The organism is Phaeospirillum tilakii (assembly GCF_042683125.1).
In the GTDB taxonomy this organism is placed as follows: domain Bacteria; phylum Pseudomonadota; class Alphaproteobacteria; order Rhodospirillales; family Magnetospirillaceae; genus Phaeospirillum; species Phaeospirillum tilakii.
In genome coordinates, this window is record NZ_JBHUIY010000059.1 from 1 (window position 1) to 12,643 (window position 12,643).

8 protein-coding genes and 1 pseudogene are annotated in these 12,643 nt (G+C 74.2%); 4 read left to right on the top strand and 5 right to left on the bottom strand.

The features are described from left to right. The 4 genes and pseudogenes from ACFSNB_RS17655 to ACFSNB_RS17670 all read right to left on the bottom strand — a co-directional run. A pseudogene (locus ACFSNB_RS17655) lies at nt 1-480 on the bottom strand (SPOR domain-containing protein); the annotation flags it as partial. A gap of 1 nt (nt 481) precedes the next feature. After that, nucleotides 482-2,236: an arginine--tRNA ligase gene (gene argS / locus ACFSNB_RS17660; protein WP_377318984.1), complete on the bottom strand. Its 1,755-nt coding sequence runs from the start codon at nt 2,234-2,236 to the stop codon at nt 482-484. 323 nt (nt 2,237-2,559) lie between these two features. Continuing rightward, nucleotides 2,560-3,732, bottom strand: a complete 1,173-nt coding sequence (gene metC, locus ACFSNB_RS17665) for a cystathionine beta-lyase (protein ID WP_377318986.1) — start codon at nt 3,730-3,732, stop codon at nt 2,560-2,562. 91 nt (nt 3,733-3,823) lie between these two features. Then, a complete protein-coding gene (locus ACFSNB_RS17670; protein ID WP_377318988.1) occupies nt 3,824-4,270 on the bottom strand; it encodes a hypothetical protein in 447 nt (148 codons plus the stop codon). Nucleotides 4,271-4,482: 212 nt separating this feature from the next. On the opposite strand from ACFSNB_RS17670, the gene ACFSNB_RS17675 reads away from it, so the two are divergent. The 4 genes from ACFSNB_RS17675 (at nt 4,483) to ACFSNB_RS17690 (ending at nt 11,164) form a co-directional block, all read left to right on the top strand. Continuing rightward, nucleotides 4,483-7,167, top strand: a complete 2,685-nt coding sequence (locus tag ACFSNB_RS17675; RefSeq protein WP_377318990.1) for an ATP-binding cassette domain-containing protein — start codon at nt 4,483-4,485, stop codon at nt 7,165-7,167. Continuing rightward, nucleotides 7,167-8,534 carry an HlyD family efflux transporter periplasmic adaptor subunit gene (locus ACFSNB_RS17680; RefSeq protein WP_377318992.1) on the top strand — a complete coding sequence of 456 codons (1,368 nt, stop codon included), beginning with the start codon at nt 7,167-7,169 and terminating at the stop codon, nt 8,532-8,534. The genes ACFSNB_RS17675 and ACFSNB_RS17680 overlap by 1 nt, the downstream gene beginning before the upstream one ends. Then, nucleotides 8,531-9,172, top strand: a complete 642-nt coding sequence (locus ACFSNB_RS17685; protein WP_377318994.1) for a DUF502 domain-containing protein — start codon at nt 8,531-8,533, stop codon at nt 9,170-9,172. Before ACFSNB_RS17680 ends, ACFSNB_RS17685 begins: the two co-directional genes overlap by 4 nt. Nucleotides 9,173-9,478: 306 nt before the next feature. Continuing rightward, complete coding sequence (locus tag ACFSNB_RS17690; RefSeq protein WP_377318996.1) at nt 9,479-11,164, top strand: glycoside hydrolase family 17 protein; 1,686 nt, start codon at nt 9,479-9,481, stop codon at nt 11,162-11,164. Between the two features lie 107 nt (nt 11,165-11,271). Here the strand turns inward: ACFSNB_RS17690 and ACFSNB_RS17695 are convergent. Then, a partial coding sequence (locus ACFSNB_RS17695) for an ABC transporter substrate-binding protein (protein WP_377318998.1) occupies nt 11,272-12,643 on the bottom strand: 1,372 nt, incomplete at its 5' end.

The window sequence follows — 12,643 nt, forward strand, 5'->3', positions numbered from 1 at the left end:
CGGGGTCGGGTCGCCGGCGGCGGGCACGGGCGCCGCCGGGGCGGCGCCGCTGCCGGCCGAGGCGGCGGCCGGCGGCAGGATCAGGGTTTCGGCCGGGGCGGGGCGGGGCGGCGCCTTCGGCGTTTCGGCCGGCGGCAGCAGCCGCTCGACCGGGGCCGAGGATTCCCCCTCGACCCGGTCATAGACCAGCTTGTCCTGGTTGGGCACCTGGATGCCGCCGCGATCGTCGGGCTTGGTCTTGAACGGGCGGTCGTCGGCCTTGATCACCGGCACGCCGTCGCCGCCGCCGCGCTTGGCCCCCAGGAAATGCAGCCCGACCGCGGCGAGCGAACCGACCGCCACCACGGCGGCGACGATGGTGACCACGTTGCGCAGACGCTGACCGGCGCGGGCCTCGTGCGAGTCCGCGTCGGCATCGTAGCGTTCCGGGATGATATCCAGGATGTCGCGGTCGAAATCGTCGCCCGGGCGCGGGGTCATCTCAGCGCATTTCCTCCAACGGCGTGACGCCGATGATGCCAAGGCCGGAGGCGATCACCAGCGTCACCGCCCGCAACAGCGCCAGCCGGGCCTCGGACACCGCGCGGTCATCCTCAAGCAGGAAGCGCAGCCGGGCATTGTCCCTGCCCTTGGTCCACAGGCCGTGGAAGGCGGCGGCCAGATCGGTCAGGTAGAACGCGATCCGGTGCGGTTCGTGCGCCTCGGCGGCGCTTTCGACCAGCCGGGGCCACCCTGCCAGCAGTCTGATCAAACCAAGCTCGGCCGGATCGGTCAAGCGCCGCAGCAATTCGGGCGCCGGCCGCAAGTCATCGACCGCGACCTCCGGCCACAATTCGCTGGCATGACGCATCACCGAACGGCAGCGGGCATGGGCGTATTGTACGTAGTACACCGGATTTTCGCGGCTCTCTTCCAGCACCTTGTCGAGGTCGAAATCGAGATGGGCGTCGTTCTTGCGGGTCAGCATGATGAAGCGGACCACGTCCTTGCCGACCGCATCGACCAGATCGCGCAGGGTGACGAAGGTGCCGGCGCGCTTGCTCATCTTGTAGGGCTCGCCGCCCTTCAGCAGGTTGACCATCTGGCACAGTTTGACGTCGAGCCCGCCCTCGGCCCCGGTCATCGCCGTCACCGCCGCGTTCATCCGCTTGACGTAGCCGCCATGGTCGGCGCCCCACACGTCGATCATCCGGCCGAAGCCGCGCTGGAACTTGTCGAGATGATAGGCGATGTCGGTGGCGAAATAGGTCCACGACCCGTCCGACTTCTTGAGCGGCCGGTCAACATCGTCGCCGAACTGGCTGGCGCGGAACAGGGTCTGCGGCCGGGGCTCCCAATCGTCGGGCAGCTTGCCCTTCGGCGGCTCCAGCACCCCCTGATAGACCAGATCGCGCCCGGCCAGGAAGCTTTCCGCCGCCGCCACCTTGCCGGCCTCGACCAGCGCCTTTTCCGAGGTGAATACGTCGTGGGCCACCCCCAGCGCGGCCAGATCCTCGCGGATCATCGCCAGCATCGCCGTCACCGCCGCCGCGCGGAACACCGGCAGCCACTCGGCCTCGGGGGCGGCGCGGAAGCGGTCGCCATGCTCGGCGGCCAGCGCGGCGCCGACCGGCTTCAGATATTCGCCGGGATACAGCCCCTCGGGGATCTCGCCGATGCTCTCGCCCAGCGCCTCGCGGTAGCGCAGATGGGCCGAGCGGGCCAGCACCTCGACCTGGGCGCCGGCATCGTTGATGTAATATTCGCGGGTGACGGCGTAGCCGACCTTGGCCAGCAGCCCGGCCAGGGCATCGCCGACCACCGCGCCCCGGGCGTGGCCGACATGCATCGGTCCGGTCGGGTTGGCCGAGACGTATTCGACGTTGATCCGCTCGCCGGCGCCGAGGGTGGACGCGCCATAGGCGACGCCCTCGGCCAGGATCTCGGCCAGGCGGTCGTACCAGAAATCGTCGGCGAGACGCAGGTTGAGGAAGCCCGGCCCGGCCACCTCGGCCGCGACCACCGCCGGCAGTTTGGTCAGCTCGGCGGCCAGCGCCTCGGCCAGTTCGCGCGGCTTGCGCCCGGCCGGCTTGGCCAGCACCATCGCCGCGTTGGTGGCGACGTCGCCATGCGCGGCCTCGCGCGGCGGCTCGGCGGTGACCCGGCTGAAATCGAGCCCGGGCGGCAGCACCCCGGTTTCACTGAGGCGGACCAGGGCGGCGACGATCTCGTCGTGGAAATAACGGAACAGATTCATGGCGTCGATTTCGCTGGGAGGAATGGGGGGCCGGGATCGTGCCACCGCCGCCGTCCCCTGTCCATCCTTTGCGCGCGGGGGCGCGTTGTTGGGCTGCCGCCCAAGCCCGCCCGGGGCGATGCCCCGGACCCCCTCGCGGGCTCTGCCCGCACCCGCCAAGGGCCGCAAGGCCCTTGGAACCCCTTGATGGTCGGGCGCGGAAAGGCCGTTCAGCTCGGGCGCGGATGTTTGCCGTGTGAAGGGCAAGAAAAGGGTTCGCAGCGCCTCTCGGCCCGGCGCGGAGAGCGCCGAGAGGCAGCGCCTCTCGGCCCCCCGGAGGGGGATCACCCGCCGACCGCCGCCAACCGCCCGAACCCCTCCTCCAGATCCGCCTTGAGGTCGGCCGCCGTCTCCAGCCCGGCATGGAAGCGCAGTGACGGCCCTTCCGGCGCCCATTCGGTGGCGGTGCGGTGGATCGAGCCGCCGCCGGTGGGGATCACCAGACTTTCGAACCCGCCCCAGGAATAGCCCAGCTTGAAATGGCGGAAGCCGTCGAGCATCGCATCGACCGCCGCCTTCGACGCCGGCCGCAGGATCACCCCGAACAGCCCACAGCCGCCGGTGAAATCGCGCTTCCACAAATCGTGGCCCGGATCGGACGGCAGCGGCGGGTAGAGCACCCGGGCCACCTCCGGCCGGCTTTCCAGCCAGTGGGTCAGCTCCCGCGCGGTGGCGAAATGCTGGGCCAGCCGCACCGGCAGGCTGCGCAGGCCGCGCAGGCCGAGATACATTTCCTCGGTGCCGGGGCTGGCGCCGAAGGCGGCGACCGAGCTTTTGATCCGGTGCCACAGCGCCTTGTCGGCGGTGGTGATGGTGCCGAGCATCGCGTCGGCATGGCCGACGATGTATTTGGTCGCGGCCTGGATCGAGACGTCGGCGCCGTGGGCGAACGGCTGGAAATGCAGCACGCCCCAGGTGTTGTCGATCGCCACCAGCGCGCCGGCGGCGTGGGCGGCCTGGGCGATCGCCGGCAGGTCCTGCATCTCGAAGGTCAGCGAGCCGGGGCTTTCGGTGAACACCAGCCGGGTGTTGGGGCGGATCAGCGCGGCGATGCCGGCACCGAGGCGGGGATCGTAATAAGTGGTCTCGATCCCCAGCCGGGCCAGCACCCTGTCGCAGAACCCCCGGGTCGGCGCATAGGCCGAATCCGTCATCAGCAGGTGGTCGCCGGTCTCCAGCAGCGCCATCAGGGTGCCGGTGATCGCCGCCAGCCCGGAACTGGTGGCGATGCAGTGGCTGCCGCCCTCCAGTTCGGCCACCGCCTCCTCAAGGGCGAAGGTGGTGGGGGTGCCGAACCGGCCGTAGCGCACCCCCTCGAACGGGGTGCGACCGCTCGATTCCATCGCGGCGACCGAGGGGTGAAGGATGGTCGAGGCGCGGAACACCGGCACGTTGACGGCGCCGTCATAGCGTTCGGGGTGGCGCCCGGCATGCAGCAGGCGGGTTTGCTTGTCCATCGGGGCTTGGGATCCATCGACAAAGGGGGAAGGCATGGTGCCGCGCCGCCGCCCGCTTGCCAAGAAAATGCTGGATCGCGCCCCGCCGCGGTCAGCGCACCCGGTAGTGGCCGTGACAGCCGGTGCAGGCGGTGGTGATGTCGCTGATCGCCCAGGACAGCTCGCGCATGCTGGCATAGTCGCGGCTGCGGTTGGCCCGCTCGGCCGCCTGGGAGAAGCGGGCGGCGGCGGTGCGGAGCTGGTCGCGGGCGCCGGCCATCTCGGGCGGGAACCAGCGGGTGATCGCCTCCTCGCCCTCGTTGTTGGTGAAGAAGCGCAGCCGCTGGTCGGCGACCCGGGCCGCCTCGGTGAAGCGTTCCTGGGCGGCGTAGGACAGGATGGTGTCGAGCGCGACCAGATGGTCCTGCATGTTCATCAGCAGGCTGTCGCGCACCTCGTCCGGCATCGCCACCAGTTCGCGCAGATCCTCCGCCCGCGCCGGGCCGGACAGGGCCAGCAGCAGCGCCAGGGCCGCAAGGCCGGTTCGCATCGTTCCCATCGGCGTTTCCCCCTCCGCTCCACTCGGGTCGGGACCATCATCGCCCGGCCGCCGCCGCCTGTCGAGAGCCCGCCGCGCCGCCGCCGGGATGGGGGCGTGGCGGGGGGCGGTGACGGGTTGTCAACTTTCTCGGCCTAAAATCCTCCCACTCGGCCTAGACTGACGTTCCGGGTCCGAGGCCGGGTCCGGGAACACAGCGGCGACGGGGCGGAATGGATCCAGCGTTCCACGGCAGGGATGGGCGGGTCGAACTGGCGGTGGCCTCGCTGACGCGGCATCTGCTCGCCCTCGGCCTGCCGCTGTCGCTGCTCGGTCTCGGCGATGCCCTCGCCGCCGGCCCCGCCGGGGTGGGGGTGGCCGCGCCGCTGTTCGGCGCCGGGCTGGCGCTGGCGCTGATCGCCGCCCTCGATGCCGCCCGCGCGGTGATCGCCCGTGCCGTCGGCCGGGTTCCGGCGTTGATCGATCTGCTGTTTCTGCCGTTTTATCCCCTGCTGCTGGCCGCGATCGCCCCGGCGCTGGCGCTGGCCCTGGCGCTGCTGCTCGGGATCGGCGTCGCCGCCTTGCCGCTGGCGCGCCGCCGCCTCGCCCCGGCCTGGGCCGAGCGGGCCGCCGCCCTGATCCGGCGCGATCGCATCCTGCGGGCCGCCCTGGTCGATCCGGTCGGGCTCGAGGCCCAGGGACTGGGGCCGGCGCTGGCCCGGGCCCTGCGTCCGGCCGCCCGCGCCGCCGCCGCCGCCCCGGCCCGGCTCGGCCTGCGCGTCGCCCGGGCCGATCTGCTGCGGGCCGGGCTGGGCTGGGCGGCGCTGCTGGCCCTGCTCGGGCTGGGGGCGCCGCGTCTCGCCGATGGCAGACTCGATCCGGTCGCCTTCGCCGCCGCCCTGCTGCTGGCCGGGCAGGCGCTGCGCCTGCTCGGCGCCGCCCTGACCGCGCCGCCGTCGGCGCCCCCGGTCGCGGCACGCGACGGCGCCGGGCGGAAGGCGGCGCCGGACGAAGGGGAAGGGGAGGGGGGCGAGGACCTCGCCGCCTGTCTGCCGCCGCTGCTGGACGCGCTCGGCTGGCAGGGCGACCGCCGCCGCCTCGCCGCGCTGCTGCCGACCGGCCGGCTCGATTTCGCCGCGTTGCGCGAGGGGCTGGCCCGGCTCGGCTTCGTCCTCCGCGCCGAGCGCTGGCGTGACCAGCCGCTGGAGGCGCTGCCCCCCGGCGGGGCGCCCGCTCTGGCGCTGTCGCCCGGCCGCCCGCCGCTGCTGGTGCTGCCGCCGGCCGTCCCCGGCGAGATGCCGCGCGCGCTTGGCCCCGACGGTGCCGAACGGCCCGATCCCGGCCGGCTGCGTCTGTCCGGTCCGGTGTGGCGGATCCGTCCCGCCGATCCCGCCGCCGTTCCGCCCGGCTGGCGGGTGCGGCTGCGGCCGCTGTGGCTGCCGCTGCTGGCGCTGAGCCTGCTGCTTGGCGCGCTCGATCTGGCCCCGGTCGTGGCGGTGGCGGCGGCGCTGGCCGGCGCCGGGACCGCCCTGGCCGAGGTGTCGGATGCGGTGCTGCTGTCCGGGCTCGGCCTCGCCGCAATCGCCGCGCTGGCGGCGCGGGCGCTGCGGGGGGCGTTGCTGGTCCGGCTCGGCGCCCGGCTCGATGCCCTGGCCGCCGAGGCGGCGGCGGCTCCGCCGGCGCCGTGGACCGGCCGCGACGGCGCCCGCCGCCGCATCGCCGCCGCCCTGGCGTGGCGGCACGATCTCGACCGCCTCGGCGCTTCCTTGGTGGACCGCCCCGGCGCCGCGCTGGCGGCGCTGCTCGCCCTGCCGCTGCCACTGGCGGCGCTGGCCGTCGCTGGCGGCGGCCCCGCCGTGCTGCCGGCGCTGGCCGGGCTTGGCCTGCTGCTGCTGGCCGGGCTGGTGCTGGCGCCGCTGACCCTGCCCGGGCGCGGCCTGCGCCCCCGTCTCGGCGCGCTGGCGGTGTTGCCCGAGCCGCTGGGGGGATTGATCGCTTCCGCCGCCCTGGTCGCCGCCGCCGCCGGCATCCTGGCCGGGGGCGGTGGTCTCGCCCGCGCCGTCGCCGTCGCCCTGCTGGTGTGGATCGCCCTGGCCGCGCCGCGCCGGCTGCTGGCGGCCCTGCCGGCGCTGGCTCCGGCCTTCGCCGCCCTGCGCCGGCTGGCGCCGTTGCCGCCGCTCCCGCCGCCCGCGTCGCGGCCGGGCCGCCCGCCGGTGCCGGCGCCGATCGATCTGGACCGGGTCGATGCCCGCGCCGTGCCGTGGGCGCCGCCGGTGCTGAGGGATTTCTCGTTGTCGATCGCCCCGCGCGAAGTGCTGGTGGTGGCCGGGCCGCCGCGCGCCGGCAGTTCGACCCTGCTGCGGCTGATCGCCGGGCGCCAGCCGGCCGAGAGTGGCGCGGTGCGCCATGACGGGCTCGATCTGGCCCAGCTTGCCCCCGACGAGGTCCGCGCCCGCGTGCGGCTGGTCGTCGCCGGCGGCCATCCCGGCTTCGGCACGGTGCGGGCGGCGCTGGCGGCGGCCGATCCCGAGGCCGGCCCGGCGGTGCTGCGCGCCGCCTGCGAACAGGTCGGGCTATGGGACGAGATCGCCGCCCTGCCGCGCCGGCTCGACACCGCGATGGAGACGGTGACGCTGCCGCCCGGTTTCGGCTTCCGCCTTGCCCTGGCCGCCGCCCTGCTGGAGGCGCCGCCGGTCCTGCTGATCGATCTCGGCGCCGAGCGGCTCGACCCGGCCGGGGAGCGGGCGCTGGCGGCGGTGATCGGCCGGTTCCGCGACCAATCCACCCTGGTGCTGGTCAGCACCCGCCCGTCGCACTGGCGGCTGGCCGACCGGGTTCTGCTGCTCGAACGCGGCGCGGTGCGCTATCTTGGCCCGCCCGGCGCGATCGATTCCGTGCTTGCTGCGAAGGTGACGTGATGGAGGACCTGCCGCCGACCGTTTCCCCCGCCGCGCCGCGCCCGGCGCCCCCCTCTCCGCCGCCGTCCCCCCCGGGCGCGGCGGCGGGCGGGGGCGGGCTGTGGCGCGATCCCGATCCCGGCGCCTCGGCCCTGATCGACGAGGCCCGGCCGGTCGGGCTGGCCCGGCTGACCGTGCTGGCGATCGCCGCCACCCTGATCGGCGGCGGGATCTGGGCCGGGCTGGCGGTGGTGCCGCTGCGGGTGACGGTGCCGGGGCGGGTGCTGCCGCCGCCGGCCCCGGTGGCGGTGACCGTGGCCGAGGGTGGCCTGATCGCCCGGGTCGAGGTCCATGACGGCGAGACGGTGGCCGCCGAGCAGGTGCTGCTGCGGCTCGATCCCGGTCCGGCTCTCGCCGGGCTGGCCCAGGCCCGCGCCCATCTGGCGACGGTCGAGGCGCGGGCGGCGCGGCTGAAGGCGCTGGCCGAGGGCCGCCCGGCCGACCTGACCGCCGCCCCGACCGAGCCGCTGTCGCCCGCCGAGGCCAATCCCGGCCCCGAGGCCCGCCGCGACGCGGTGGCCGAGGCCGCCGCCGCCGCCGAGATCGAGCAGGCCCGCGCCGTCCTGCGCCGGATCGAGCGCGACGACGCCACCCTGCGCGCCGAGCTGGAAGCGGCGCGTCAGACCCTGCGCCAGCGCGAGCAGCAGCACGAGCGCCTGCTGGTGTCGCGGGCCCGGGTCGCCCAGGCCGAGCGCGACGTCGCCCAGCTGGAGGCGCTGCGCGGCCGGGTCCAGACCGAGGCCCAGGCCGCCCGCGACGCCCTGACCGCCGCCGGGGAGCGGCTGGAGGCGGCGCGCTCCGGGGCGCGCAAGCAGGCGATGGACGAACTGGCGCTGACCCTCGACGAGGCCGCCCGCGCCCGCGAGGCGGTGGCTTTGTTCGAACGGCGCGGCCAGCGGCTGGAGGTGCGCGCCCCCGCCGCCGGGCTGGTGCGCGGGCTGGCCGCCCATCCGGCCGGCGCCGCGCTGGCCCCGGGCGACACGGTGGCCGAACTGCTGCCACCGGCGGCGGCGCGCGAAATCGAGATCCGCCTGCCGCTGGCCGAGGGCGGCCGGGTCCATCCCGGCCAGCCCGCCTGGGTCGGCGGTGCTGGCGTCCCGACCCAGGCCGGACGGGTCGACTGGGTGGCCGAGCCGGCGGCGGGCGAGGGCTCGGGCCGGCCCGAGCGGCAGGCCCGGGTGGTGCTGCCGGCGGGGGCCGAGCCGGCCGCCCTGCTGCCGGATCAGGCGGTGTCGGTATCGATCGTGGTGGGGGAACGGCCGTTGCTGCGGGCGCTGCTGGCGCCGCTGCTCGGCCGGCTCGGCGCCGCGCCGGAGGAGGGGGCATGAGCGCCGCCCCGCCCCCGGGCGAGGGCCGCTCCGCCGGGATGGTGGCGCGGCTGCGGGCCAATTTCCTCGCCGGCCTGCTGGTGGCGGCGCCGATCTCGCTGACGGTCTACATCGTCTGGGCGCTGGTCGGCTTCGTCGATACCGCGGTGTCGGCGCTGTTCCCCGCCTCGTGGGGGCCGGTGTCGCATTACCTGCCGGGGATCGGGGTGGTGCTGGCGGCGGTGGCGGTGACCCTGGTGGGCGCGCTGACCGCCAACCTCGCCGGCCGGCTGCTGGTGGCCACCTCCGAGGCGCTGCTGGCCCGCATGCCGGTGGTGCGCAGCCTTTATGCCGCGATCAAGCAGGTGGTCCATACCGTGCTGGCGCAGAAGGCCAACGCCTTCCGCGAGGTAGCGCTGGTCGAATATCCCCGCCCCGGGCTGTGGACGGTGGCCTTCATCACCGGCACCCCCTGCCGCGAGGTGCGGGAAGGGTTCGAGGAGGAGATGGTCAGCATCTTCGTCCCCACCACCCCCAATCCGACCTCGGGCTTCCTGCTGTTCGTGGCGCGGCGGGAGTTGCGGCCGCTGGCGATCAGCGTCGAGGACGCGTTGAAGATGGTGGTCTCGACCGGGATCATCACCCCGGAGGGGCCATAGCTCTTGGGCTTTCGCCCAAACCGAGGCCCTGGCCCTCTTCCTTTTGCGGGCTCTGCCCGCACCCGCCAAGGGCCGCAAGGCCCTTGGAACCCGTTCCTTGCCCTTCGCGCGGCAAATCCCCGCGCCCAAGCTGAAAGGCCGGTCCGCGCCCGACCACCGATGGGATCCAAGGGCCTTGCGGCCCTTGGCGGGGGTGGGCGGAGCCCACATCACCCCAGAACCGCCGCAGCGGGGCGGCGGTGATTGACGTCGCCGCCCCCGCCGCCTAGACAGGGGATCCTGTTCCCTCCGTCGCGGACCCGCCTGATGAACCGTCTTCTCGCCGTACTCGTCGTCGCCGTCCTGGCCGCGCTCCAGGTCGCCCTGTGGGGCTGGGCCAACCGGCCGGTGCCGCTCGGCCTGTCGTTCGACGAGCCGTTCCCCTCGGTGTCGTTCGCGCCGTTCCAGCGCGGCCAGAGCCCGCTGACCCACGATTATCCCACCCCGGCCCAGGTGGCGGCCGACCTCGGCAAGCTGGTGGGGGTGGCCAAGGGGGTGCGCACCTACACCAGCCTGGAGGGGATGGAGGTGGTGCCGGAGGAAGCCCGCCGCCTCGGGATCGAGGTGACCCATTCCGCCTGGCTGGGCCAGCGGCCCGAGGTCAACCGGCGCGAGATCGAGGCGCTGGTCGCCGCCGCCAATACCTATCCCGACGTCATCAAGCGGGTGATCGTCGGCAACGAGGTGCTGCTGCGCCAGGATCTGCCGGTGGACGAGCTGATCCTGGCGATCCGCAGCGTGAAAAGCCGGGTCCGCCAGCCGGTGTCCTACGCCGACGTGTGGGCGTTCTGGCTGAAGAACCCGCAACTGGCCGACGAGGTCGATTTCATCACCATTCACATCCTGCCCTATTGGGAGGATGAGCCGATCGCGGTCGAGGACAGCGCCAAACACATCGTCGAGATCTACCGCCGCGTCGCCGCCGCCTTTCCCGGCAAGCCGATCCTGATCGGCGAGGCCGGCTGGCCGACCCGGGGCCGCTCGCGCGGTCCGGCGGTGGCCAACATCGAGAATGGCGCCGCCTTCGTCCGCACCCTGGCCCGGGTGTCGAAGGAGAACGGCTTCGATTACAACGTGGTCGAGGCGTTCGACCAGCCGTGGAAGGCCCAGCTCGAAGGCACCGTCGGCGCCAAATGGGGGGTCGAGGACATCGACCGCCGGGTCAAGTTCCGCATGTCCGGCCCGGTCGAGCCCAGCCCGTTCTGGCCGACCCACGCCGCCGCCGCCGCCGGATTCGGCAGCCTGCTCGGCCTCGCCGCCCTGCTGCGGGCCCGCGCCCGCTATCGCCTCGGCGCCGGTCTGACGGTGGCGCTGCTGACCCAGATCCTGGGCGGTCTGGCGGTGTGGCAGGCGGTCAACGCCCAGGCACTGGCGTTCGACCTCACCGACCAATGCTGGGCGCTGGTGCGGATCGGGGTGCAGGTGGGGTTCGCCCTGGTGCTGGCCCGCGCCGCCGTGCTGGCCCTGGCGGCCGAGGCGCCGCCGCCGGCCGACCGCTGGGGCGAGCGGCTCTGCACCCTGTACGGCGTCGCCGCGATCACCGCCTCGGCGTTGCTGCTGATCGACGGCCGTTACCGCGACATTCCCTGCCTGGAATTCCTGGTGCCGTGCCTCGGCCTGACCGCCTACGCGCTGGCGCGGCGGTTCACGCTCGGGCTGGGCTGGGTCGAGGCCTTCGCGGTCGGGCGGATCTTCGCCGGCGGTTCGGCGGGCGGGATGAGCGGGGCGCGGACGATGGCGCTCGGCCTTGGCCTCGCCGCGCTGGCCGGGCCGCTGTCCGAGGCGGTGGCGCTGGCGCGCGGCGCCGATTTCATCGCCGCCCATCCGAGCTTCGCCGAACAGATCCCGTTCCTGCTGCGGGCGCTGTGGATCAACCACGAGATGGACGCCTGGACGGCGATGGTGCTGGTGATGGCGCTGCCCTACCTCGCCGAGATGCGGCGGCAGGGGTAGCTTACCGCCCCCTGCGGGGCTGCCGCCCCGCACCCCGCCTGGAGGCTGGCGCCTCCAGACCTTCCCCTTTTTTTGAAAACATAGGGGAGGGGGCGGGTGCCCAACGCTCATTCCCCGCCGGGGGCGTCCTCGTCGCCCGGTTCGCTCGGCGGCAGCGGTGCCGGGGGCGGAGCGGGGGCGGGGGTTGGAGCGGGGGCCGGGGTCAGCGTCGGTGCCGGCTGGGTCCGGGGCGGACGCGGGCCGATGCTGTCCTGGGTCCAGCGCATCGGGCATTCGGCGATGTGGCTCGAATGCCATTCCCGCAGCGCCGGGCCGCGCTGTTCCAGGGTCAGGCGGCCGCGCGGGTCGCGCACCACCCGCCGCAGGGTCAGGCCCAGCACCGGCGACTGGTCGGAATCAAAGCGGAAGGTGCCGCGCACCGAGGTGAAATCGGCCCGCCGCAGCGCGTTGCGCACCGCCTCGCGGTCGCCGGTGCGGCCGTTGGTGGCGCGCATCGCCGAATCGACCAGCAGCGCGGCGTCATAGCCCTGGGCCACCCAGGTGGTGACCGGGCGGGCGTATTCGCTTTCGAAATCGGCGATCAGGCGGCGGTTGAGCGGGCTGTCGTAATCGGGGCTCCACGGCGACACCGACATCGCGTCGAGCGCGGCCTCGTCCATCGCCGCCAGCAGCGGCCGTTCGAACGAGCCGCCCGGGCCGAGCAGCGGCATTTCCGTCTTCAGTCCGGCGGCGGCATAGTCACGCACGAAGGCCAGATTCATCCCGCCGCTCAGCAGGGTGACCACCGCGTCCGGCGCCAGCCGGCGCAGGGTGGCGATCTCGTCGCGGAAGGTGGCGGCGCCATGGCGCGGGCGCAGCACCTTCAGCACCTCGCCCGACCAGGTGCGGCGGATCTGGGCCACCGCCAACTCGGTCTGCGGCGTGTCGGGGGCGACCACCACCACCCGCCGCATCTTTTCCGCCGCCAGCACCGCGCCGATCGCGTTGTTGATCGCCTCGGCCGGGGTGGAAAGGTCGAACCAGGCCGGATGGCATTCCGCCCCGGCCAGGGTCTGCGGGGCGGTGTCGAGGTTGAGCACGAACAGCCGGGCCTCGGTCAGCGGCCGCCGGATCGCCGCCAGCGAGGCCGGCGACACCGCCGTCATCACGAAATCGACCTTCTCGCGTTCGAGCAGGCGCTGGGTGACCTGAAGCGCGGTGTCCGGCGAGCCGTGGTCATCGACCGCCACCACCCGCACTTCCTGGTTGGCGAAGCGGTTGCCGAGTTGGCGCACCGCCGTCAGCACCCCGTCGAGTTCGTCCTGGCCGCTCAGCGCGCCGGGGCCGCTCAGGGTGGCGATCACCCCGATGACGATGGTCGGGTTGCTCGCGGCCAGCAGCGCCGGGGTGGCCGGCGGCGCGGCGGCGGCCGGGGTCGCCAGCAACAGCGCCGCCAGCGCCAGCAGCACCGCCGCGCGCGGCGCGGCGACGGCGGGGCGG